Source organism: Parabacteroides sp. ASF519 (assembly GCF_000364265.2).
GTDB lineage: Bacteria > Bacteroidota > Bacteroidia > Bacteroidales > Tannerellaceae > Parabacteroides > Parabacteroides goldsteinii.
Genome location: NZ_AQFV02000006.1, coordinates 3,396,671 through 3,420,451 on the forward strand (window position 1 = coordinate 3,396,671; position 23,781 = coordinate 3,420,451).

Consider the following 23,781-nt stretch of genomic DNA (forward strand, 5'->3'; position numbering starts at 1 on the left):
AAAACAAAAATGAAAAAAGGATTGAGTATTAAAACAATGGCTGTGGGGCTTTTATTAAGTTCTATGGTTGCATGTACTGGTAACAAAACAAGTGACGCTACTTGTTGCAACGGAGAGGGCGAATGCACTGAACAGAGCAAATGCGATAAAAATTCTAATTGTAAAACTAATAAAGAAATGACTTATTCTAAGAAGTACACAAACGCCGACTTCTACAAAGACGGCAAATTCGATCAGGCAGTAGCTATCGAAGCAATGAAAGACATGTTTAAGTTCTATGATGTTCCTTTTACAGAACTGATGGCTAAAGACATGTGGGTTACAGATTTCGGTCTGGGTGACTTTGAAAACGTTGGTATGGGTGGTATTTTCTGGATCAACGATGCAGAACACGGATACTTCGCTCACGCTATCTATCTGCTTCCGGGACAGATGATCCCTGAACACGCTCACGTAAAAACTAAATTCCCTGCAAAACACGAATCATGGATGGTTGAAAAGGGATGGGTTTATAACTTCTCTGTACTTGGTGACGAAACTCCGAACGCTCCTGCAATTCCTGCAAGTCACGGACCTATCAAGAGCAAAAACTTCGTAGTTCAGAAAGTCGGTGATGTATTGCGTCTGAAAGAGCTTGAATCATTCCACTTCATGATGGCAGGACCGGAAGGTGCTATCGTTGACGAATGGGCTTGTTATCATGACAATGACGGTTTGCGTTTCACAAACCCGAAGGCGTCTCTCTAACTCCAATCGTAGTTGTTAACACCTTATATTAATATTGAGATACATGAATAAATATTTTTTATTAGTATCACTCTTTTTATCTACTTCTTTCTTTGTTTCGGCTGCGCCGAAACAAAAGAAGGTGGATACTTGGATTGATGCATCAATTAAAGCAAAAACGGAACTGCAAACCCAGCTTCAGAAAACAGGAATGCCGATTATTTCCTCTTTCAAGAAGCATAAGGAAAAAGCAGAACCTTTTGCTGTTGACTTGAAAGGCGTAGATAAGCTGGTGCTTATCACTGCCGGAGGTCCGGATGGTTCTGATTACGACCAGGCTGTTTGGGGTAATGCCCGTTTGATTAAAGCGGACGGTACTGCTGTTTGGTTGGATGAAGTTCCTTTCGAATATGGTGTTGCCGGTTGGGCAAAGCCAAAAATGAATATTAATGCTTACGACCATGAGATTTTCATTGCAGGCAAAGAATACAAACACGGTGTTTTCTGTCATGCAAACGGAACTTTGGTTTATCCTATTAAAGGTGAATATGTTCGTTTTGAAGCTGAAGTAGGTATCGACGATACTTCTTCCGGCGGTAGCGTGTATTTCCAGGCATTGAACGTTGTTCCGAAGTTTGTCGGCGATGAACTGATCGCTAAATATCCGGAACAGATCGGTATGCTGGGCGCTATGATGGACGGTTTGGACACTTGGTTGATCACCCCGGATGCCTCTATTGAAAAACAAGCAGTAGAAGCAATGGTCGGTAAGTTGAAAGACGGCTCTTATTATAAGAGTGTCGTTCAGCAGATCGCTAACGAAAAAGATGTAAATACACAAATCCGTAAATATCTGGAGTTGTTTGAAAAACTTCAGGATGTTTATGCGCTTCAAGGCGAACTGGAATGGCTGAATATCGATGCTATCAAGTTGGCATTTGCAGATATGAGCAAGCAGAAAGGTTTTGATGCTGCTAAATATCAGCCGATGCTGAATGAATTGGTACAACTTCAGCAGAAAGGTTTCAGTGGTATTTATAAAGGAGACGAACAAGCTATTGCCGATGCTCGCAAGGCATTGGATAATAAGAAGGCCATTTTGTTAGGTAACCCGTTGTTGGATCCTGACAAGATCGTTGCCGTACGTTATAAATTAGGCTCTACTGCTCGTCAGGCAATGGCTCCTTCTTTGGGAACACAAGCTAACAACTGGAGTAATCAGGAATCTGCCCGCCGTAGCGGTTTCGATGCAGAGATCGTTGAATTGTCTAACCTGCGTGGTGACATGCAGATGAAGAGTATCTTCAAACCGATCGTTCCCGATGCCTCTATCGCTGACCTGAGAATGCACTGGGATGCAAACCGCGTTATGTTCACAACCCTGATGGGCGAGAACGACAAACGTTGGAATGTATACGAAGTAAAACTGGATGGAACAGGCTGCAAAAAGCTGATCGAGAATGAAGAACCTGACTTGGAATTCTATGATGGTACTTATCTTCCGGACGGACGTATTATTGCTAACTCCAACATCGGTTACCAGGGTGTTCCTTGTGTAAGTGGTGATGACCCGGTTGGTAATATGGTTCTTTATACTCCGGAACAGAAGAATCTGCGTCGTCTGACATTTGACCAGGATGCCAATTGGAACCCGGTTGTAATGAATAACGGACGTGTGATGTATACCCGTTGGGAATATACCGACCTGACTCACTATTATTCTCGTATCGTGATGCATATGAATCCGGACGGAACAGAAAACAAGGCTTTGTATGGTAGTGGTTCAATGTTCCCGAACAGTACGTTCGACATTCAGCCGTTGCCCGGACATGGTTCTGCTTTCGTTGGTATTATCTCAGGACACCACGGTGTTGCCCGTTCAGGACGTCTGATCATCTTCGACCCGACAAAGGGACGTAAGAATGTACAGGGTATGGTTCAGGAAATTCCTCACCGTAACCGTCCTATCCAAGAGTTGATCAAAGACGAATTGGTAAATGGCGTATGGCCTCAGTTCGTTAAACCGACTCCGCTGAATGACAAATATTTCCTGGTTGCAGCCAAGTTAGACCCGCAGTCTTTGTGGGGACTTTATCTGGTCGATATCTATGATAACGTTACTTGTCTGATGCAGGCAGAAGGTGAAGGTTATATCAGCCCGATCCTGGTGAAGGAAACAAAAACACCTCCGGCAATTCCTGATCGTGTGAAGCTGAATGAAAAAGAAGCTACTATCTTTATTCAGGATATTTATGAAGGTGAAGGTCTGCGCGGTATTCCTCGCGGAACTGTAAAAGAACTTCGTCTGCATGCTTATGAATATGCTTATGTGAAGACTCGTTCAGACCACAACTGGCACGGTATCCAGAGTGGTTGGGATATCAAACGTTTGTTAGGTACTGTACCTGTTGAAGAAGACGGTTCGGCTATCTTCAAAGTTCCGGCTAATACTCCGATCTCTATCCAGCCGATCGACAAGGACGGCGTTGCTGTTCAGTGGATGCGTAGTTGGGTAACCGGCCAGCCGGGTGAAGTGGTATCTTGTATCGGTTGTCACGAAGACCAGAATCAGATTCCTATTCCGAAACGTGTGATGGCTTCTCAGAAAGCGGCTGTTCCGTTGAAGGCTCCTGAAGGTGGTGTTCGTTCATTCACATTCGACCTGGAAATTCAGCCTATCCTGGATCGTGCTTGTATCGCTTGTCATAATGGCGAAGGCAAGGCATTCGACCTGCGTGGCGGTAAGAAAGACAAACTGGGTTATGGCACATCTTATCTGAACATTCATCCGTACGTACACCGTCAGGGTGGCGAAGGTGATATGGTTGTTCTTCAGCCGTATGAATATCATCCGAACACCAGCGAATTGGTTCGTATCCTGAAGAAGGGTCACCATAACGTGAAATTGACTGACGCAGAATGGTTGAAACTGTACAACTGGATCGACTATAATGCTCCTGATAAAGGTTACTTCGATGCAAACGTTCTGGGTAAGGAAATCATCCCGTACCAGGGATTCGATCAGATCGAACGTCGTAAAGAATTGACTGACAAATATGCTAATGGCATGGGTGTAGACTGGAAGAAAGAAATCGCTGACTACGCTTCTTATCTGAAAGCTCAGGGCCCGATCACTCCGGTTATGCCTGAAAAGGCAGCTCCTGTAAAGGTGAAGAATGTGAAAGCTAAAGGCTGGCCGTTCGACAAAGCAGCTATCAAAGATATGCTTGCAAAGGAAACGAGCAACCGTAAAGAGGTTGAAATCGCTCCGGGCGTGAAGATCAATTTCGTTCGTATCCCTGCCGGTGAATTCGTAATGGGTAGCTATAATGGCGAATCTGATGCTTATCCTACTGCTAAGGTGAAGATCGACAAACCGTTCTGGATGGGTGAAATGGAAATTACCAACCAGCAGTTCAATGCGATTTATCCGGATCATGACAGCCGTTTCGTAGACCAGTTGTGGAAAGACCACGTGGTACAGGGTTATCCGGCTAACGAGCCGAATCAACCGGTAATCCGTGTAAACTACAATGATGCAATGGATTATTGTAAGCAACTGAGCGAAAAGACAGGTCTGAACATTACGCTTCCGACAGAAGCACAATGGGAATGGGCTTGCCGCGCAGGTAGCGACAGTGATTTCTGGTATGGTGATATGAATACTGACTTCGGTAAATATGAAAACCTGGCTGACAAGACTACTTTACTGTTCGCAGTAAGTGGTGTAGACCCGAAACCGATGTCTCCGAATTCTTATTGGTATAAGTATTATACTTATTTGCCGAAAGAAGAAGGAGTAGACGACGGTCAGCTGATCCAGACAGGCGAAAAGGTGTATGAAGCCAACCCGTTCGGTTTGTATAACATGCACGGTAATGTTTCAGAATGGACCCGTTCAGACTATGTGCCTTATCCGTATAATCCGAAGACAAAACTGACTTCAGATCATAAAGTGGTTCGTGGTGGTTCATATATCGAACGTCCGAAATTCTCTACTGCTTATGCACGTAAGGCTTACTATCCGTACCAGCGTGTATTTAACGTAGGTTTCCGTGTAATCATCGAAGACTAATCCCTAAGATATGTCCTAGATATAGATAAAATCTATTAGGTGGCCCCGGTAAGGCCGGGGTCACTTAATTGAAAATTCTTATCTTTGGCGGCATAACTTAATAAAACAACAAATGAAAGCAACTCTCGAAAGAATACTATCTTCCTTTGTAACAACAATTGTCTTGTTACTCCTCTATGGTTTTGGCCTGGCTGTCGCCACTTTTATAGAAAAGTATCATGGAACAGCAGCTGCCAAAGCAATGATTTATTATTCCCCCTTATTCTTTTTGTTGCAGTTTCTTTTAGTCGTTAATTTTATTGTCATTGCTGTTAAGTACCAATATTGCAAGCTGCACAGATGGGGCTTAATGGTAGTTCATACTTCCTTTATCATTATCCTTCTTGGCGCCCTTACATCCTTCCAGTTCGGCGAAGAAGGCATCCTTCATATCCGCGAAGGAGAATCAACCGATCAGATAGCAGTCCGCCAGGGCGATCTGACAACATTCCACACTTTACCCTTCACCGTAGAATTGGTGAAATTTACTTTAACCCGCTATCCGGGTTCGTCCAGTCCGTCTTCTTATGAAAGCGAATTGCTGGTGCATGTAGACGGTAAAACACGCCACGAACATGTATTTATGAATAATGTGTTAGATGTAAAAGGTTACCGTTTCTTTCAGGCTTCTTACGATCCGGACGAACAGGGTACCGTACTTTCCGTCAACCGCGATGTAGCCGGACGGAATATAACGTATACAGGTTACCTGTTGTTGGTAATCGGTCTTATCTTATCCTTAGTAGGGAAGAATTCCCGCTTTATGGCGTTGAGCCGCCGTTTGAAAGAATTTCGTTCTGTTGCACAATCGGCAACAATGATTATCGCTTTGCTGGCATTATCGGTGTCGGTAAATGCGAAAGAAGAAACTTCGTCCATGCTGGATGCCGTACAGAAATATGCGGTGTCTCCGGAACATGCCGCTAAGTTCGGCGCATTGCCGATCCAGTCGCATAGCGGCCGTATGATGCCTATCAATACCTTTTCTTCGGAAATCCTGCGTAAGCTGCATAAGTCGGACAAGATCGGAAATCTGAACTCCGACCAGTTCCTGCTGAGCCTGCTTTCCATGCCGGATATGTGGATGCGCGTTCCTTTTATCGCTTTATCCAATAAAGAACTGGCTAATTATTACGACCTGACAGACGGCGAATGTGCCTATCTTCAGGCGTTCGATAATAAAGGCGATTATAAATTGCAACAGAAACTGGAGGAAGCCTACAACAAGATGCCTGCCGAACGGACCCGTTTCGACAAGGACTTGCTGAAACTGGACGAGCAGATCAACATCTTCCACCAGTTGATCAATTACCAGATGTTGAACCTGTTCCCGAAAGAGGACGACCCTAACCATAAATGGTATGCCCCCGGTGATGACTTGTCCGAATTTGCCGGCAAGGACTCCATGTTTGTTTCCCGCATCATGGGTTGGTATCTGGCCGAAGTGCAGGATGCTTTGCAGGGTGGCGACTGGTCGAAAGCCAATGAGGTGATCGACATGATCAGTACTTATCAGCAGGCAAAGAACAAAACACTGGATATCTCTCCGAAAAAGATAGAGACAGAATTGAAATATAACAAGATGGACGTGTTCCGTCAGTGTAAGAAAGGCTATCTGATCCTGGGTGGATTGATGCTTGTACTCTCTTTCGCCATGCTGTTCAAACAGCAGAAGTGGATGAAGGCTGGTCTCTGGATAGTGGGAATAGGCGTGTTGGCTGTATTCCTTTTACACATGTACGGCATGGGGATGCGTTGGTATATTGCCGGATATGCACCGTGGAGTAATTCGTATGAAACAATGGTATATGTTGCCTGGGCTACAGTCTTGGCCGGTCTGCTGTTTGTAAGACGCAGTACGGTGACCTTTGCACTGGCTACTTTGTTCGGCGGTATTATCCTGTTCGTCTCCGGACTGAACTGGATGGACCCGGAAATCAATCCGCTCGTTCCGGTACTGAAATCGCCGTGGCTGATGTTCCATGTAGCCGTAATCGTTGCCGCTTATGGCTTCTTTGGTATCAGCTGCCTGATCGGACTGACGAACCTGGTGATGACGAGTATCGCCGGAAAGAAAAATACGGAATTACTGAAAGCCCGTGTGAAAGAACTGACTATCGTCAATGAAATGTCGCTCTGGGTAGGTCTGGCTTTGATGACGATCGGAACATTCCTCGGTGCCGTTTGGGCGAACGAGTCATGGGGACGTTACTGGGGATGGGACCCGAAAGAAACATGGGCATTGATTACGATGGTGGTTTATGCCGTTGTTGTTCACCTTCATCTGGTGAGACGCTGGTACAGCGACTGGTTATTCAATCTGTGCTCGGTCGTTGCTTTCTCATCCGTATTGATGACATTCTTCGGAGTGAATTATTTCCTGAGCGGCATGCACTCGTACGGACAGAACGATAATGTACACGGAATCTTTACTTATTTGTATATAGCCGGTGCTGTTGTAATCGTTTTAGGCGTATTGTCCAGGATTGGCTTTAACAAAACGAAGGAGAAGGAAAATGGGTAGTTTTTGCCTGTTGTGGTCTACCTACTTGGTAGGCATGATCTACCTACTAGGTAGACACGGTTAACCTACTAGGTAGGCAAGGTCGGGTCCGTTACCAGATAAAGTGGATATAAAATAAATGAATTATTAATATAGAAGTTAAACATTAAATTTTAGTGATCATGAGAACATTTAATCATGTAGGTATCATTACCAACGAAAACCAAGAAGGTGCAATGTTCAACGAAGGTTTGAACGTATGGTTAACCGATTACAGCAAGAGCCCTAACAAGATCGAATTCCTGAAGTTTGACGATCCTGCAAAGAGTTGTCTGCCTGAATTGGTTAAATCAAATGGTCATATCGCTTATACAGTTCCTTCACTGGACGAAGCGCTGAAAGATGCAAAGGTAATCTTTGGCCCGGCTGTATGCGACGAACATCTGACTATCGCTTTCATCGAAGAAGAAGGCATCGCAATCGAATTAATGGAAATCAAATAATTTATAAACCTAAACGAAACAAGGAGGAAAAACACCATGGCAGAAATTAAGACTAAATTTATAAATGATCCCGAACAAGTAACTCCGGAATTGCTGGAAGGTTATGTATTGGCTTATCCTGATCAGGTAAAGCTGGCTGCAGAAAACGTTGTTGTTCGCGCTAATCCGAAAAGCGAAGACAAAGTAGCTATCGTTACATTAGGCGGTTCTGGTCACGAACCTGCATTGAGCGGCTTCGTAGGCGACGGTATGCTCGACTGCTCCGTTGTAGGCGACGTATTTGCAGCTCCGGGTGCACAGCGTCTGTTCCAGGCTTTGCAATTGATGAAACGCGAAGCAGGTATCCTGTTGGTTGTATTGAACCACTCAGGCGACGTGATGAGTGCAAACATGGCTTGCCAGCTGGCAGAACGCGTAGGCATTAAAGTTAAACAGCTTCTGACTCACGATGATATCAGTGCCGGTATCGGTGCTCCGACAAACGATCGTCGCGGTTTGGCTGGCTGCGTACCTTTGTATAAGATTCTGGGTGCTGCTGCCGACGAAGGCAAATCATTGGACGAACTGATCGAGATCGGCGAACGTTACAACGAAAAAGTAGCTACTTTGGCTGTTGCTATGCGTTCTTGTACTCATCCGCAAAACGATGCTACAATCACTGACCTGCCTGCCGGTATCATGGAAATCGGTATGGGACAGCACGGTGAAGGTGGTGGCGGCCAGAAACCGCTGGTATCTGCCGATGCTACTGCTGCCGAAATGGTAGACCTGCTGTGTCAGCAACTGCAACCGAAGGCTGGCGACAAGATGATGCTTATCATCAACGGCGTAGGCGCTACTACTCATATGGAATTGAATATCATCTTCCGCAAGGCTTACAAAGAATTGGAAGCACGTGGTCTGGAAGTAGTATTCGGTCGTATCCAGGAAATCCTGACAGTTCAGGAACAAGCCGGTTTCCAGATGATCGTAGGTATTTTGGATGAAGATCATATTGACTATTTAAAGAACAAGAGTGCAAACGCACCGTATTGGACAACTATCGGTAAATAAACAAATAAACATGAAACAACTGACTATTGAGGCTTTCAAAGGTATGCTGAATAACGCCTTAACGCATATCAAAGCCCGCGAAGACGAATTCTCTAAACTGGATGCGGTAATCGGTGACGGCGATCACGGACAGGCTATCGTAACTGCTTTCTCTGTTGTAGTGAAAGCAGGCGAGAAAGGAACAGAATTCAAATCTATGCTGAATGACATGGGATTTGGCGTGATGCTGGAAACAAGCGGATCGACAAGTACCCTGTTAGGAGCATTTTTTCTTGGAATGAGCGACAACGCTGCCGGCACTGAACTGGATGCTGCCGCTGTGAAGAAGATGTTTGCCGGAGGCCTTGCAAATGTGCAGAAACAGACACAGGCTAAGAAGGGTGATAAAACCATGATGGACGCCCTGATCCCCGCAATCGAGGCAATCGAAGCATCTACTTCGGACGATATCAAGGAAATCATGACAGCAGGTGCTGAAGCAGCTATCAGAGGTGCTGAAGAAACTGTCAACATGAAAGCAAACTTCGGACGTGCCCGTAACTACGGCGAACGTTCTATCGGTTACGCCGATAGCGGTGCTACTTCCTGGAGCTGTATGTTTGCCTCTTTCGCAGAAGCATTATAATAGAATAACTAACTTTTTTAAATATAGAAAATAGAAAAATGGCAGATTTAGATGATTTGAGAGAAGGCAGTAACTTCGGTTTAGGTGTTAGCTCTCAACAACAGAGTTTCCATGTGAAAGGTGCTGAAAACCTTCCCTGGGGTATGAAAGATCGTTTATCACGTATCTTCAACCCGAAAACAGGCAAAGCCGTAATGTTGGCTTTCGACCACGGCTTCATCATGGGACCGACTTCAGGTTTGGAACGTATCGACCTGAATATTGTACCGCTGATTGAATATGCCGACTGTATCATGTGTACACGCGGTATCCTTCAGTCTTCAATCCCGACAACAACAAACAAACCTATCTGTTTGCGTTCGGATGCTGGTACTTCTATCCTGACTGACCTGAACGACAACGTTCTGATCGACATAGAAGATGCTATCCGCATGAACGTTTCAGCTATGGCTGTGATGTTGGCTATCGGTGACGAAGCACACGAAGCGAAGACGATCGCTAACCTGTACAAGGCTGTAGATAAAGGAACTCGTTATGGTATTCCTGTAATGGGTGTGACTGCTGTCGGTAAACAGATGGCACGCGACGCTCGTTACTTCGGTCTGGCTTCTCGTATCTGTGCTGAAAACGGTGCAAATATCGTGAAGACTTACTATTGCGAAGGTTTCGAAAAAGTAGTTGCTGCTTGTCCGGTTCCTGTTGTGATTGCAGGCGGTAAGAAATTACCTGAACTGGAAGCATTGGAACTGTGTTACAAGGCTATCAACGACGGTGCTGCCGGTGTTGACATGGGACGTAACGTATTCCAGTCTGAAAATCCTGTCGCTATGATCCAGGCTGTTCACGCAGTGGTTCATGACGGTTTGACTCCGCAACAAGGTTTCGAAAAGTTCCAGGATTTGTCTAAGTAATTAATTATTATACTCCGAAGGGGCGGGGCTCTGCTCTGCCCCTTGTTGTATCTAAACATAACATAATACATATATTGAATTGCCATGAAGAAAATATTCACATTATTGTGCTCTGCTCTTTTCTTATTTGCTGCCACTTCCTGCCAGCAAAAGGCTCAGAAATTATTGTTGGCCGGTTCAGGCTGGAATAAAGTCGTTATCATTGACAAGAATACAAAGCAGATAGAATGGGAGCATCCTATACAAAAGGGTTGGGAATGTAATTCAGCCGTTGCTACTCCGGACGGAAATATCCTGTTCGCCTATAAAAAAGGTGCAAAACTGATTACCCGCGATCAGAAAGAGTTATGGAACATTCCGGCTCCGGATACTTGCGAGATGCAGACAGCCCGTGTATTGCCCGACGGTAATTACCTGTTGGCATGGTGCGGCCATCCGGCTAAGATCATGGAAGTGAGCCCGAAAGGCGAGATACTTTCAGAAACTGTATACGAAACAGGTATCGACCACCCGCATGCTCAGTTCCGCCAGGTGAACAAGAACAAGGCAGGCAACTATCTGATGCCTCTTTTCGCTACATCTGAAGTACGTGAAATCTCTCCGGCCGGCGAACTTGTTAAAACAACGAAGCTGGAAGGTACTCCGTACAGCACTGTATTGCTGAACAACGGCAATTACATGGTAGCTTGCGGTGACGGACATTCTCTGATGGAAGTAAATCTGGACAAAGGCGAAATAATCCGCCGGATCGGCGAAAAGGACATCGAAGGTGTTTCCTTATTTTTTGTTGCCCAGCTGTTGCCTACTTCAAACAATGGTCTGTATATCTGTAACTGGCAGGGACACGACCCCAGTGCAAAAGAATCAAACAACCCGCAGTTGATGGAGATCGACGGTAACAACAAAGTTATCTGGAGCCTGAATGACAACGATACATTCGGCATGATCTCTTCTGTCTGCCCGATCGACTAAGTGGATTATCTATAACTACTGGTTGTAACTGTTTCCCCTCCCGAGAGGGAAACAGTTACTTTCTTCACTCTCCACAGAAGGATTTATAACTTTCTCCATTTTTTATATATCTTTGCTAAACGTTAAACCTAAAAACAAACTTAATATCATGAAATTGCAACCAATCGACATCTTTATCATCGGACTCTATCTGGTGGCCATGATCGTCATCGGATTAGTGTTAAAGAAAAAGGCGTCGAAAAACATGGACTCCTACTTCCTGGGAGGAAAAACACTACCTTTTTATATGTTAGGCTTGTCTAACGCATCCGGCCAGTTCGATATCTCTGGTACTATGTGGATGGTTACACTAGCCTTTATTTATGGAATTAAAAGTGCCTGGGTGCCCTGGCTCTGGCCTGTATTTAACCAGATATTCCTGATGGTCTATCTCTCTGTCTGGCTGCGCCGGTCGAATGTGCTGACGGGGGCGGAATGGATACAGACACGGTTCGGAAAGAACAAAGGCGCCAGCCTGTCGCATACGATTGTCGTTATCTACGCCCTGATCGGCGTGCTGGGTTTCCTTAGCTACGGCTTTATCGGCGTGGGTAAATTTATGGAGATATTCTTCCCATGGGATTTTGTTTCCCAGTATGTCCCGTTTGATATACCGGCTGAATACGTGCCGCATGCTTACGGTATATTCTTTACAGCCATCGCCACGATCTATGTGATGCTGGGCGGTATGCTGAGTATCGTATGGACCGATGTGGTTCAGTTTGCCATTATGACGGTTGCCGGTATCACGATTGCCGGTATCGCTATGATGAAGGTAAGCCCTGAAACGATTGCTTCTATCGTACCTGCCGGTTGGGACAGCCTGATGCCTGGGTGGAACCTTGATTTGCATTGGACCGACATTTTCAGCGATGTAAATACAAAGATAATGAACGACCAGTTCGGTTTGTTCGGGATTTTTATTATGATGATGCTTTTCAAAGGAGTGTTCAATAGTATGGCGGGACCTGCCCCCAACTACGATATGCAGAAGATCCTTTCCTGCCGTAACGGTAAGGAAGCAGCCTTAATGAGCGGTTCTGTTCCTGTCATCCTGCTTATCCCGCGTTATCTGATGATTATGGGATTTACGATCCTGGCGCTGGCTTTCTTCAAAGACCTGGATTTGACGACAAAGACCGGAGCGATTGACTTCGAACTGATCCTGCCGAATGCTATTAACCAGTTTGTGCCCGTTGGAGTATGCGGATTGCTGCTTGCCGGATTGCTTGCTGCCTTTATGTCTACTTTTGCCTCTACGGCCAACGCGGCGCCTGCTTATATTGTAAATGATATCTATAAAAAATATATCAACCCGAATGCCAGCAACAAGACGATGATCCGTGCCAGCTATATCGTAACGGTAGCGGTGGTTGTTGTCAGTGTGGTGATCGGTTTCTTCGTGGAGAGCGTAAACTCCGTCCTGCAATGGATCACATCTGCTTTGTATGGCGGATATATTGCAGCCAACCTGCTGAAATGGCACTGGTGGCGTTTTAACGGGAACGGTTATTTCTGGGGAATGATTACCGGTATCCTGGCCGCTATGGTATGTCCGTTCATCTTCGACGGCTATACGATGGTAGACGGACATTTTGTGGAAAGGGTGGGCGAGTATGCCAACAATGCTCCGATGCTGCCGTTGTTCTACTTCCCGGTTTTGCTGGTTGTTTCCCTGATCGGTTGTATCGTCGGTACTTATGCGGCTCCTCCGGTAGAAGACGAAACGCTGGAACGTTTCTACATCACCGTACGTCCTTGGGGGTACTGGAAACCTGTTTATAATAAGGTTGTTGCCAAATATCCGCAGGTGAAGGCGAATAAAAACTTCAAACGCGATATGTTCAATGTGGCTGTCGGCATTATCTGGCAGATGTGTCTGACCATTATCCCGATGTATATCGTGATCCGTGAAGGCATGCCGTTGATAACCAGCATCCTGATCCTGGCTATCACTACGTTGGTGCTGAAAAAGAACTGGTACGACAAGATGAGTAAGGATGAAGTCGAGTATAATGCTTTGATGGAAGAACTGAAATTGAATGAAAAGAAGTAATTTTGTATTGTCAAATAAAACAAATCAATAAGAAATGGATAAACTGAAAATTATTGGCGAACCGCTGCCCGATATGCCTTGGGAAGACCGCCCGGCTGATTGTAAAGATGTGATCTGGAGATATTCGAATAATCCGGTGATCCCCCGTGATATTATCCCTACATCAAACAGTGTGTTCAACAGTGCTGTCGTTCCGTTCAAGGGAGGTTATGCCGGCGTGTTTCGTTGCGACGATACCAACCGCCGTATGCGTCTGCATGTCGGTTTCAGTGCGGATGCTATCCACTGGAATATTTCTGAGACAAAGCTGGAGTTCGAATGCAACGACGAAGAGATAGGCAAATTCGTTTATGCGTATGACCCTCGTGTATGCTTCATTGAAGACCGCTATTATATAACCTGGTGTAACGGCTATCATGGCCCGACGATCGGTGTGGCTTATACATTCGATTTTGAAACATTCCATCAGTTGGAAAATGCTTATCTGCCTTTCAACCGTAACGGTGTGATGTTCCCGCGTAAGATCAACGGTAATTTCGCCATGCTGAACCGTCCGAGTGACAATGGTCATACTCCGTTCGGCGACATTTTCTACAGCGAATCCCCTGATATGTGCTTCTGGGGAAAACATCGTCATGTGATGGCTCCGGCTCCGTTTGAAGTGAGTGCCTGGCAATGCCTGAAGATCGGGGCAGGTCCTATTCCTATCGAGACATCGGAAGGTTGGTTGCTGATCTATCATGGCGTGTTGCAGTCATGCAATGGCTATGTATATAGCTTCGGTGCCGCCCTGTTGGATCTGGATCAGCCCTGGAAGGTAAAATATCGCACGGGGCCGTACTTGCTTTCTCCGCAAAAGGATTACGAATGTGTAGGTGACGTGCCTAACGTGACATTCCCGTGTGCCGCCCTGCATGATCCCGAATCTGACCGTATCGCTATCTATTACGGCTGTGCGGATACCGTGACAGGTCTTGCTTTTGGTTATATCAGCGAAATCATCGAGTTTACAAAGAAAAATTCTATTGTATAAATTCGTGTATTTCCATTAATAGGAGAATACGTTTTCTAAAAAGAGGGGTGCGTCAAAAGGAAAGAGTCTCAATAGTCTCATCAGTCTCACCCCCCTTTTTCATTTTCTGCATTTTTGTTCAGATAAAGATTTCTGCACTTATATATCTGAAATATAGCTTATTATATTTATATTTTCTTTTTTCTCTCTTCAATTTATTCCTTTTTTATTAAAGTTTCGGACGCACTTCTTCTTTTGGAGTATGGTTATTCGGTCATATGAGGTAAGCATAATATGAAAAACGGGTAAGCACCGGAAGAAAAACGGATAGGCACCGGAGGAAGAACGGATAGGCACCGGTGAGTTAACGGATAACTACTCATTAAAAATGTCCGAAATAAAGAGAAAAAACGGGTTTTTATGCTTGAATTCGGATCTTAAAATAGGGCGTATATGGATGTATATCAATGTATTATATATGTTTTTAGAAAAAAGCGTATTTTCAGAAATGGGGGTGAGACTGATGAAACTCTTGACACTCCTGTCCTTCATGGGATAGTCAGAAACACGAAACGACATAAAACAAAAAACCTCAGAAATTAAATTCCTGAGGTTATCTGTGGGCAGTGATGGATTCGAACCACCGAAGTCGAAAGACAGCTGAGTTACAGTCAGCCCCATTTGGCCACTCTGGTAACTGCCCAGTGCAAAACTTACGTTTTATAGGAAAATCTCTCTTTTCCTTTGAGCCTCTTGTCGGATTCGAACCAACGACCCCGAGATTACAAATCACGTGCTCTGGCCAACTGAGCTAAAGAGGCATTCAGTATTTCTGTTTTGCGAGTGCAAAGGTAGTTATTATTTCTAATCTCGCAATAGGGGAGGGTGTTTTTTTGTATACTTTTTTTCATCTTTCTTTTCAAATACAATCTATCTCCCTGATTAATAATAAGAAAAGATTAGACATTTTTTAAAGAAAAATAGTAGAAGTGAAAATAAATTCTTATTTTGCCGACTCATATAATATCACTTAATCTAAAATCTATTATCATGAGCATTAACAGAAGACAATTTTTAAGAAGATCATTGGCGGGAAGTGCAGCTATCGTTGTAGGCAAAGAGATGAATGCTGCCAATACGCCGGTCAGCGGGAGTTCTTTTTCACAGACAGAAGACCTGTCTCCCCCGGCAAAAGGAAAATCTGTTTTAGGACTGCGTTGTAAACCTTTGAGTACCGTCCGTATCGGTGTTGTCGGTCTGGGAAGAGGGGCAGGCGCCGTAGAGCGTATGGCACAGATCGAGGGAACGGAGATTGTGGCTATCTGTGATCTGAATCCCGAACGGATTGAGAATAGCCAGAAAACACTTAAAAACAGTAACCGGAAAGAAGCAGTCGCATATACCGGAGAAGAAGACTGGAAGAAAATGTGCGAACGCGATGATATCGACCTGATTTATAATGCCACCCCTTGGGAGTTGCACGTGCCTATCGCCCTTTATGCCATGGATCATGGAAAACATGTTGCCATCGAAGTGCCGGCTGCGCTAACGGTAAAGGATTGTTGGGCGTTGGTCGACAAGGCCGAAGAAACGCAGCTTCATTGCATGATGCTTGAAAATTGTTGTTACGACTTCTTTGAATTGGCCACATTGAATATGGCCCGCCAGGGACTGCTGGGAGAAATTATTCATACCGAAGGCGCTTATATCCACGACCTGAGAGGCTCGAAGTTTAAAGGCTATTATAAACATTGGCGCCTGGAATACAGTAAATACCATACCGGAAACCCGTATCCAACACATGGACTTGGCCCGGTTGCCCAGATTCTGGGAATCAACCAGGGAGACCGGATGGATTACCTGTCATCTGTTTCGACCAACCAGTTCGGCCTGGCTCTTTGGGCGAAGGAAAATCTGAAAGATGACGAACGTATCACCCAATCGGAACGGTATGCCCTGGGGGATATGAATACGACCATTATCCATACTGTGAACGGCAAGTCTATCATGATTCAGCATGATACGACATCGCCCCGTCCTTATTCCCGTATCCATCTGGTGCAGGGAACGAAAGGGATGGCTGTTAAATATCCGGAGCAGAAGGTGGCTGTACAGCCAGATACGCATTCTTTCCTGAAAGAAGGGCCTCAAAAGGAAGTGATGGCGGATTATGAACACCCGCTGAGCAAATACATCGGCGAACGGGCAAAGAAAGTCGGTGGTCACGGTGGTATGGACTTTATCATGGACTGGCGTCTTATCTATTGCCTGCGTAACGGTTATCCGCTGGATCAGAGTGTGTACGATGCGGCTGCCTGGTCGTGTATCGTCGAATTGAGCGAACGTTCTGTCCTGAACAAGAGCTGCTCTGTGGCTGTTCCAGATTTTACCCGTGGTGCCTGGCGTGATTATAAGCCCTGGCCTGTGATTGACATGAAAGATATTTTACACGGATAAATTGTAGACAAAATAAAACTCCTGAAAGCCGGCTGCTCTTTCGATAGCCTGCACTTTCAGGAGTTCCGTAAGTAATATGATAGCATTGTTTATTTCTTCAAAAGAACTTCTTCGATAGCCTTTTTGAAATCAGCCTTGCTCATGGCACCTCTTGCCATCTGCGGTTGTTCGCCCATCGGACAGAACAGGAGGGAAGGAATGCTCCGGATGCCGAAAGAAGCTGCCAGTTCTTCTTCTTTTTCCGTATCGACCTTATAGATGTCTATTTTTCCTTCATATTCGCCTGCCAGCTCTTCCAGGATAGGGGCAATCATTTTACAAGGACCGCACCAGGTAGCGAAGAAATCGACGATACAAGGTTTGTCACCCTCGTATATCCATTTATCGGGACTTGCTTCATAATTGGCCACTTTACTCAGAAATTCTTGTTTTGTCAACTCTTTTACTTTCATGATTCTAACTCCTTATTGTTTAGTTATTATTTCTCTTTCTATTTTACATAACAAAGTTACGACCTTATATGCTTGTAACTGTTTGCTGTATTTCCTTAATAATTGACATTTTTCCCTTGGGGTGATCGGTAAACAAAAAGCCGTTCGGAGAACATTTCCCCCGGACGGCCTTATCTGGTTTAAATCACACTACTTATTAATATCAATATCTTTCGCCAACGGCATCCCAATCAACGATATTCCATAAGGCATTCAGATGATCGGGACGGCGGTTCTGGTAATCCAGGTAATAAGCATGTTCCCATACATCGAATCCCAGGAGAGGAACCAGTCCGTGTGCAACGGGGTTGCTGCCGTTTGGCTCTTTGGTAATTGAAAGTTTGCCGTCTTTATCTTTTGCCAGCCATACCCATCCGGAACCGAATAGACCGGCGCCTGCTGCGTTGAACTCTTTCTTGAAGTTATCGAACGAACCCCAGGTTGCTTTGATGGCTTCCGCCAGCTTTCCTTTAGGTTCGCCGCCGCCTTTGGGGGAGAACTGGGTGAAATACAAGTTATGGTTGAGTATCTGTCCGGCATTATTAAAGATAGCGCCGTCGGATTCTGCTACGATCTGTTCCAGGGGAGCGTTTTCAAACTTTGTACCCGGAATCAGGTTATTCAGGTTGTTTACGTAAGCCTGTAAATGTTTTCCGTGATGGAACTCAATTGTTGCTTTACTGATAACCGGTTCCAATGCATTTGCCGCATAAGGCAATTTAATTAATTCGAATTTCATAATTTCTTCTTTTTTATCTGTTATTTGACTACTACTATTATTACTATTATTAGTTACCAACAATAATAAACTGAGGCATAATGTAAGCATGACTAATAAGTTTTATGTTGTTTCTACTATTCTAACACGGCGGGTTTCTTATTTGTTCACCCGGAAAGCCGGTATTTCCCATCACTTTTGTCAATCGGGCGATAAGTGAAATTTATGGACGTTGGCGGAAGTCTCCGTGACGGCTGATAATTATACCTTATGCGATATACCTTAAAATAAAATGAATAATAATATGTAAAAAGCTGTTTTTTTATCATTTGTAAAGAAAATAATCCCAAAGAAGTTTCTATTTTTGTGCCCTCATATTATTAATTAAGTAAAACATATTTGTAGATGGTAAAGAAAGTTGGGAATTTAATTCCAAACACCTTTTTTATTACAAAGGGTAGTGGTGATTCAGACCTGGAAAAGCATGCAGGTTCTTATCACATGGCTCTTTATGATGCCGGTATTTCAGACTTTAACATTATGACTTATTCGTCTGTTATTCCAGCAACTGCACATCTTGCAACCATGGACGAGATCGATCTTCCTCCATTTGGTACGGAATTGAAAACCATTATGGCGGTATCGCATGGTTATCAGGATGAGTTTGTATCTGCCGGTGTGGTTTACGCCTGGATGTACAAGGACGAAAACTTCGATGAGAAGGTTGGAGGCCTGGTATGCGAGGTCAGCGGCCGTTATCGTATCGAGGAGTTGGAATCACGTCTGATCCGTGTAATCAACGACTTGCACCAGAAGACTTACGGTAAGTATTATCTGGGTGAACTGAACTTCATTACCGAAGGTATTACCATCGAAAAGAGATACGGAACAGCTTTGGCTGCCCTGTGCTTCGTAGATTTCCTGATGCCTGAGATTGAAGATTAAAAGAAAATAAAATATCTGATTATCAGTATGGAAACAGAGGTAAGGCCACGGCTCTTATCTCTGTTTTTTTGTGGCTTCGGGAAAAACGGCATAAGTTTGTTATATTTGTAACCGGCTTATAGTATAAAATTCTCTTTATTTAAGAAACAATCCGTTTAAAGCTGTTGTTGTATGAAAAAGATTATTAATCCCTGGAAAGGGTTGGATGGCTATATGTGCTTCGGGTGTGCACCCGAAAATCCGCAGGGCCTGCACATGGAGTTTTACGAAGATGGTGAAGATATAGTTGCTTTCTGGAAGCCGGAAAGCCATTATCAGGGATGGTTGGAGACATTGCATGGGGGAATACAGACTACCATGATGGATGAACTGGCAGGTTGGGTGGTATTAAGGAAATTACAGACGTCGGGCGTGACTTCACGGCTGGATGCCCGTTTCCTGAAAAGTATCTCGACCCGGGAACCGCGCTTGATGATACGGGGGCGTATCAAGGAGCAGAAACGGAATGCCATATTCATAGAGACGGAGATATACAATTCGCAGAACGAACTTTGTTCGCGGGCGGACATCGTATATTTTGTCGTCACAAAAGAACAGGCGACGGAGAAGTTTCATTTTGCCGGCTGTAAGACCGAAGATGAAAAATAATGAACAGTAACAAAAAGAATAAAGTAAACGATTAACAAATGAAATACATCGGAGCACATGTAAGTGCGTCGGGTGGGGTTGAGAATGCCCCTCTGAACGCGAATGCTATCGGGGCCAAAGCATTCGCCCTCTTTACCCGAAACCAACGTCAGTGGAAATCATCCCCGTTGACGAAGAAAAGTATCTCCTTATTCAAAGAACGTTGTGAGGAGTTCGGTTACGAGGCGAAACATATCCTGCCTCATGACAGTTACCTGATTAACCTCGGACATCCGGACCCGGACGGATTGCAGAAGTCGCGCGATGCTTTCCTGGACGAAATGCAGCGTTGCGAACAACTGGGGCTGGACCGGCTGAATTTCCATCCTGGAAGTCATCTGAACGAATTGTCGGTCGACGATTGCCTGGCTCGTATTGCCGAGTCAATTAACCGGACGTTGGACCAGACCGCAGGTGTCTGTGCCGTTATAGAGAATACGGCCGGACAGGGTACAAACCTGGGATATACATTCGAACAAATAGCAGCCATCATCGATCGGGTAGAAGATAAAACGCGCGTCGGTGTCTGTATCGACACGGCTCATACGCTGGCTGCCGGTTATGATATTAAAACGGAACAAGGCTTTACCGAAACCTTCCGCCACTTCGATGAAGTGATCGGTTTTTCCTATTTGCGCGGAATGCATATCAACGATTCGAAGAAAGACCTGGCGACCCGTGTAGACAGGCATGACAGTATCGGAAAAGGGGTGATGGGGATGACAACCTTTAAAATGCTGATGGCCGATCCTCGTTTTGACGACATCCCTCTGATCCTTGAAACCCCTGACGAGTCGATCTGGGCGGAAGAGATCGGTTATTTGTATACATTGTGATAAAGTATGATTCAAAATAAGTCCCTTCTGAAAGAAGGTTGACCCAAAAACAGGACAACTATGTTTATATTAATGCCAATTATTTTTATCGGGGGTATCATTGCTATTGCGCTTGAAGATAAGATTAAGATCAACAAAGCGGCAACAGCTCTTTTTATGGCCATTTCTTTGTGGATGATATTGATGTTTGATGCCTACAACATTTTCGTTGAACGTTCCAATCCGCTGTTCGAAGAGTTTCTGATGCAGAACCCCGAAATGACAAATCTGCCGGCAAAAGACCAGTTTATTAATTTTATAACCAACCGTTCTATCGTTTACCATCTGGGAAATGTGGCAGAGACCTTGTTCTTTGTGATGTGTTCCATGCTGATTGTCGATATTGTAGATAAACACGGTGGTTTCAGGTCGGTGACGGGATATATCCGCACCTCCAACAAACGGAAACTGTTGTGGTATATCAGTTTTGCCACTTTCTTCTTCTCTGCTTTGCTGGATAACCTGGCGGCAGCGATCGTGATTATGGCGGTGCTTCGTAAGTTGGTTCCCGACAGGACCGACCGGTTGAAATATGCCTGTATGGTGATTATTGCAGCCAATGCCGGCGGCTCGTGGTCGCCCATCGGTGATGTGACGACAATCCTGCTCTGGGTAGGAAAGAATGTGACGGCGATGCACCAGATTTCGCATGTATTTATTCCTGCATTGGTTAATATGCTGGTTCCACTCTCCATTGCCCATTTCTGGTTGTTCAAGAAAGATGCCCAGTTGCGTGTCATGAGTGAGGAAGAGGCTGCCGATGAGTTTATTCCGGAAATACCGAATCATTCACGCCGGGTGATCTTTGTGATCGGCGTGCTTTCGTTGGCTTTGGTTCCGGTCTTTCAGATGCTGACCAATTTGCCTCCGTTCCTGGGCGTATTGCTGGGACTGGTTATTTTATGGATATATACCGATGTCATGTACAGCCGTTTGCATGTGCATGAATCGGAAAAGCTGCGTATTACCCAGTTGTTACCGAACATCGACCTGGCAACGATCTTTTTCTTCCTGGGAATCCTGATGGCGGTAGGCGCCCTGGAAACATCGGGACAGTTGGGGATCATGTCCGCCTATCTCGACAAGCATGTGCATGAACCTTATTTAATCAGCTTTGTGATCGGAGCTTTATCTTCCTGTGTGGATAACGTGGCGCTGGTGGCAGCAACGATGGGTATGTATCCGATCGTGCAGCAGACGGCCGACCTGGCCCCTTATGCACAGTTTTTTGTTTCCGACGGAGGATTCTGGACATTCCTTGCCTACTGTGCCGTAACGGGCGGTAGCATCCTGATTATCGGTTCGGCGACAGGTGTCACGGTGATGGGATTGGAGAAAATAGATTTCATGTACTATACAAAGCGATTTTCAATATTGGCATTGATTGGCTATATTTGCGGTGCGGCAGTATATATGCTATTATTCGCTTAAACTTATTTATATGAAAAGAAAATGGATTATCGCAGCAGCCTGTGCCGTTTTGCTTTCCGGAATGGAGGCAATGGCTTGTACGGGTTTGCTGGTAGGAAAGAAGGCATCGGTCGACGGATCGGTGATGATCAGTTATGCAGCTGATTCGCATACCCTGTATGGCGAGTTATACCGTTGGCCGGCAGCGACCTGGCCGAAAGGCGCCATGCTGGAAGTCAGGGAATGGGATACAAATAAGCCGCTGGGACAGATTCCGCAGGTGGAACAGACGTATTCGGTTGTCGGCAACATGAACGAACATCAGGTAGCTATCACGGAAAGTACGTGGGGCGGACGTCCGGAGCTGGTGGATACAACAGGTATTATTGACTACGGCAGCCTGATCTACATCGCCCTCCAGCGTTCAAAGTCAGCCCGCGAAGCAATCAAAGTAATGACCGACCTGGTGAAGGACTACGGTTATTACAGCAGCGGCGAAACTTTCTCTATCGCCGACAAGAACGAAGCGTGGGTGATGGAACTGATCGGTAAAGGCCCGGGTAACAAAGGGGCTGTTTGGGTGGCCATCCGCGTTCCGGATGATTGCATCTCTGCACATGCCAACCAGTCGCGCATCCAGCAGATTCCTTTCGATGACAAGGAAAACTGTATGTATTCGCCCGATGTTGTTTCTTTGGCCCGCGAAAAAGGGTATTTCAGTGGAAAAGATAAAGACTTCAGTTTCCAGAAGGCCTATTGTCCTTACGACTTCAGTGCATTGAGAGGTTGTGAAGCACGCGTATGGTCTTTCTTCCGTAAATACGATAAGACAATGGATAAGTACACCGACTTTATCAAGGGCGATCCTTCCAAAGAGCCGATGCCGTTGTATGTGAAGCCGGACCGTCTGTTGTCTGTTCAGGACGTTCAGAACGGTATGCGCGACCATTTTGAAGGAACCGATCTGGATATGACGAAAGATGCCGGAGCCGGTTCTTATAAAGTGCCGTATCGCTGGCGTCCGATGACATTTAAGGTGGATGGACAAGAATATACCAACGAACGTGCCATCGCTACGCAACAGACCGGTTTTGTAATCGTTCCGCAGATGCGTAACTGGTTGCCGGATGCGATCGGTGGAATCCTTTGGTTCGGTGTGGATGATGCCGATATGGCTGTGTTCACTCCGCTGTATTGTTCTATCACGGAATCGCCCGAGTGCTACCGGGTAGGAAACGGAGACATCATGAATTTCTCGTGGACTTCTGCATTCTGGATTCACAACTGGGTGGCCAACCAGGCTTACGGTAAATATAGCTTTATGATCAAAGACATTCGTCCGGTTCAGCAGGAGTTGGAGAACAGTTATAAGGAGGCAATCCCGGCTATCGACAAGGCTGCCTCCGAATTGTATGCCAAGAATCCGGCGGAAGCAGTCCGGTTCCTGACCTGGTTCAGCACGACGACTGCCGATCAGGCAACTGCCCGTTGGAAGAAGCTCGGCGAGTATCTTTTAGTAAAATATATGGACGGAAACGTTAAGAAAGAAGAAAACGGCCAGTTCAAGCAAAATGGCTACGGGCTGTCCGAATATCCTGATTTCCCTGGCTACGACGAAGACTATTATCGCAGTATTGTTAAGAGCGCAGGAGACAGACTTAAAGTAAAATAATTATATTTGCGC

Annotated in this window: 18 protein-coding genes and 2 tRNA genes; 16 read left to right on the forward strand and 4 right to left on the reverse strand. The window is 45.3% G+C overall.

Going from position 1 to position 23,781, the window contains the following annotated elements:
* Positions 1-9 precede the first annotated feature (9 nt).
* The 10 genes from C825_RS13285 (at position 10) to C825_RS13330 (ending at position 14,535) form a co-directional block, all read left to right on the forward strand.
* Complete coding sequence (locus C825_RS13285) at positions 10-747, forward strand: cupin domain-containing protein (protein ID WP_007655974.1); 738 nt, start codon at positions 10-12, stop codon at positions 745-747.
* A gap of 43 nt (positions 748-790) precedes the next feature.
* On the forward strand, positions 791-4,801 hold the full coding sequence (locus C825_RS13290; protein ID WP_010802813.1) for an SUMF1/EgtB/PvdO family nonheme iron enzyme: 4,011 nt from the start codon (positions 791-793) through the stop codon (positions 4,799-4,801).
* A 112-nt stretch (positions 4,802-4,913) separates the two neighbouring features.
* Positions 4,914-7,364: a cytochrome c biogenesis protein CcsA gene (locus tag C825_RS13295; RefSeq protein ID WP_010802814.1), complete on the forward strand. Its 2,451-nt coding sequence runs from the start codon at positions 4,914-4,916 to the stop codon at positions 7,362-7,364.
* A gap of 161 nt (positions 7,365-7,525) precedes the next feature.
* Complete coding sequence (locus tag C825_RS13300; protein ID WP_007655979.1) at positions 7,526-7,846, forward strand: hypothetical protein; 321 nt, start codon at positions 7,526-7,528, stop codon at positions 7,844-7,846.
* Between the two features lie 36 nt (positions 7,847-7,882).
* Positions 7,883-8,899 carry a dihydroxyacetone kinase subunit DhaK gene (locus C825_RS13305; protein ID WP_007655981.1) on the forward strand — a complete coding sequence of 339 codons (1,017 nt, stop codon included), beginning with the start codon at positions 7,883-7,885 and terminating at the stop codon, positions 8,897-8,899.
* A gap of 10 nt (positions 8,900-8,909) precedes the next feature.
* Positions 8,910-9,524, forward strand: coding sequence for a DAK2 domain-containing protein (locus tag C825_RS13310; protein ID WP_007655983.1), 615 nt, complete (start codon positions 8,910-8,912; stop codon positions 9,522-9,524).
* Positions 9,525-9,562: 38 nt separating this feature from the next.
* The gene (gene lsrF / locus C825_RS13315) at positions 9,563-10,435 is read left to right on the forward strand and encodes a 3-hydroxy-5-phosphonooxypentane-2,4-dione thiolase (RefSeq protein WP_007655985.1); all 873 of its coding nucleotides are present in this window, start codon (positions 9,563-9,565) and stop codon (positions 10,433-10,435) included.
* An 84-nt stretch (positions 10,436-10,519) separates the two neighbouring features.
* Positions 10,520-11,407, forward strand: coding sequence for a beta-propeller domain-containing protein (locus C825_RS13320; RefSeq protein ID WP_010802815.1), 888 nt, complete (start codon positions 10,520-10,522; stop codon positions 11,405-11,407).
* A gap of 148 nt (positions 11,408-11,555) precedes the next feature.
* Complete coding sequence (locus C825_RS13325) at positions 11,556-13,502, forward strand: sodium:solute symporter family protein (protein ID WP_010802816.1); 1,947 nt, start codon at positions 11,556-11,558, stop codon at positions 13,500-13,502.
* A 34-nt stretch (positions 13,503-13,536) separates the two neighbouring features.
* On the forward strand, positions 13,537-14,535 hold the full coding sequence (locus tag C825_RS13330) for a glycoside hydrolase family 130 protein (protein ID WP_007655989.1): 999 nt from the start codon (positions 13,537-13,539) through the stop codon (positions 14,533-14,535).
* A gap of 599 nt (positions 14,536-15,134) precedes the next feature.
* On the opposite strand, the gene C825_RS13335 is transcribed toward C825_RS13330, so the two are convergent.
* Both C825_RS13335 and C825_RS13340 read right to left on the reverse strand, forming a co-directional pair.
* Positions 15,135-15,217, reverse strand: a tRNA-Tyr gene (locus C825_RS13335).
* Between the two features lie 44 nt (positions 15,218-15,261).
* Positions 15,262-15,335, reverse strand: a tRNA-Thr gene (locus C825_RS13340).
* A 229-nt stretch (positions 15,336-15,564) separates the two neighbouring features.
* On the opposite strand from C825_RS13340, the gene C825_RS13345 reads away from it, so the two are divergent.
* A complete protein-coding gene (locus C825_RS13345) occupies positions 15,565-16,971 on the forward strand; it encodes a Gfo/Idh/MocA family protein (protein ID WP_010802818.1) in 1,407 nt (468 codons plus the stop codon).
* 89 nt (positions 16,972-17,060) lie between these two features.
* On the opposite strand, the gene trxA is transcribed toward C825_RS13345, so the two are convergent.
* Both trxA and C825_RS13355 read right to left on the reverse strand, forming a co-directional pair.
* Positions 17,061-17,423, reverse strand: a complete 363-nt coding sequence (trxA, locus tag C825_RS13350; RefSeq protein ID WP_007655995.1) for a thioredoxin — start codon at positions 17,421-17,423, stop codon at positions 17,061-17,063.
* Between the two features lie 202 nt (positions 17,424-17,625).
* Positions 17,626-18,291 (reverse strand): superoxide dismutase, encoded by a 666-nt coding sequence (locus tag C825_RS13355; protein WP_007655997.1) that lies wholly within the window; start codon positions 18,289-18,291, stop codon positions 17,626-17,628.
* 294 nt (positions 18,292-18,585) lie between these two features.
* Here C825_RS13355 and C825_RS13360 point away from each other — a divergent pair, with 294 nt between their 5' ends.
* The 5 genes from C825_RS13360 to C825_RS13380 all read left to right on the forward strand — a co-directional run bounded on the left by C825_RS13360 (position 18,586) and on the right by C825_RS13380 (position 23,769).
* Entirely contained in the window at positions 18,586-19,125 is a 540-nt protein-coding gene (locus tag C825_RS13360) for a pyruvoyl-dependent arginine decarboxylase (protein WP_007655998.1), read from the forward strand.
* 171 nt (positions 19,126-19,296) lie between these two features.
* Complete coding sequence (locus tag C825_RS13365; RefSeq protein ID WP_010802819.1) at positions 19,297-19,773, forward strand: PaaI family thioesterase; 477 nt, start codon at positions 19,297-19,299, stop codon at positions 19,771-19,773.
* 38 nt (positions 19,774-19,811) lie between these two features.
* Positions 19,812-20,648: a deoxyribonuclease IV gene (gene nfo, locus C825_RS13370; RefSeq protein ID WP_010802820.1), complete on the forward strand. Its 837-nt coding sequence runs from the start codon at positions 19,812-19,814 to the stop codon at positions 20,646-20,648.
* A gap of 60 nt (positions 20,649-20,708) precedes the next feature.
* On the forward strand, positions 20,709-22,118 hold the full coding sequence (nhaD, locus tag C825_RS13375; RefSeq protein ID WP_007656003.1) for a sodium:proton antiporter NhaD: 1,410 nt from the start codon (positions 20,709-20,711) through the stop codon (positions 22,116-22,118).
* A gap of 10 nt (positions 22,119-22,128) precedes the next feature.
* Positions 22,129-23,769, forward strand: coding sequence for a dipeptidase (locus C825_RS13380; protein ID WP_010802821.1), 1,641 nt, complete (start codon positions 22,129-22,131; stop codon positions 23,767-23,769).
* Positions 23,770-23,781 lie beyond the last annotated feature (12 nt).

What these genes read in the sequence shown, in the direction of transcription:
- C825_RS13360 (WP_007655998.1), top strand. Translation starts at nt 18,586, where the DNA reads ATGGTAAAGAAAGTTGGGAATTTAATTCCAAACACCTTTTTTATTACA.
- C825_RS13300 (WP_007655979.1), top strand. Translation starts at nt 7,526, where the DNA reads ATGAGAACATTTAATCATGTAGGTATCATTACCAACGAAAACCAAGAA.
- C825_RS13355 (WP_007655997.1), bottom strand. Translation starts at nt 18,291, where the DNA reads ATGCTTACATTATGCCTCAGTTTATTATTGTTGGTAACTAATAATAGT.
- trxA (WP_007655995.1), bottom strand. Translation starts at nt 17,423, where the DNA reads ATGAAAGTAAAAGAGTTGACAAAACAAGAATTTCTGAGTAAAGTGGCC.
- C825_RS13330 (WP_007655989.1), top strand. Translation starts at nt 13,537, where the DNA reads ATGGATAAACTGAAAATTATTGGCGAACCGCTGCCCGATATGCCTTGG.
- C825_RS13380 (WP_010802821.1), top strand. Translation starts at nt 22,129, where the DNA reads ATGAAAAGAAAATGGATTATCGCAGCAGCCTGTGCCGTTTTGCTTTCC.
- C825_RS13305 (WP_007655981.1), top strand. Translation starts at nt 7,883, where the DNA reads ATGGCAGAAATTAAGACTAAATTTATAAATGATCCCGAACAAGTAACT.
- C825_RS13290 (WP_010802813.1), top strand. Translation starts at nt 791, where the DNA reads ATGAATAAATATTTTTTATTAGTATCACTCTTTTTATCTACTTCTTTC.
- C825_RS13320 (WP_010802815.1), top strand. Translation starts at nt 10,520, where the DNA reads ATGAAGAAAATATTCACATTATTGTGCTCTGCTCTTTTCTTATTTGCT.
- C825_RS13310 (WP_007655983.1), top strand. Translation starts at nt 8,910, where the DNA reads ATGAAACAACTGACTATTGAGGCTTTCAAAGGTATGCTGAATAACGCC.
- C825_RS13365 (WP_010802819.1), top strand. Translation starts at nt 19,297, where the DNA reads ATGAAAAAGATTATTAATCCCTGGAAAGGGTTGGATGGCTATATGTGC.
- C825_RS13295 (WP_010802814.1), top strand. Translation starts at nt 4,914, where the DNA reads ATGAAAGCAACTCTCGAAAGAATACTATCTTCCTTTGTAACAACAATT.
- C825_RS13325 (WP_010802816.1), top strand. Translation starts at nt 11,556, where the DNA reads ATGAAATTGCAACCAATCGACATCTTTATCATCGGACTCTATCTGGTG.
- C825_RS13285 (WP_007655974.1), top strand. Translation starts at nt 10, where the DNA reads ATGAAAAAAGGATTGAGTATTAAAACAATGGCTGTGGGGCTTTTATTA.
- nfo (WP_010802820.1), top strand. Translation starts at nt 19,812, where the DNA reads ATGAAATACATCGGAGCACATGTAAGTGCGTCGGGTGGGGTTGAGAAT.
- nhaD (WP_007656003.1), top strand. Translation starts at nt 20,709, where the DNA reads ATGTTTATATTAATGCCAATTATTTTTATCGGGGGTATCATTGCTATT.
- lsrF (WP_007655985.1), top strand. Translation starts at nt 9,563, where the DNA reads ATGGCAGATTTAGATGATTTGAGAGAAGGCAGTAACTTCGGTTTAGGT.
- C825_RS13345 (WP_010802818.1), top strand. Translation starts at nt 15,565, where the DNA reads ATGAGCATTAACAGAAGACAATTTTTAAGAAGATCATTGGCGGGAAGT.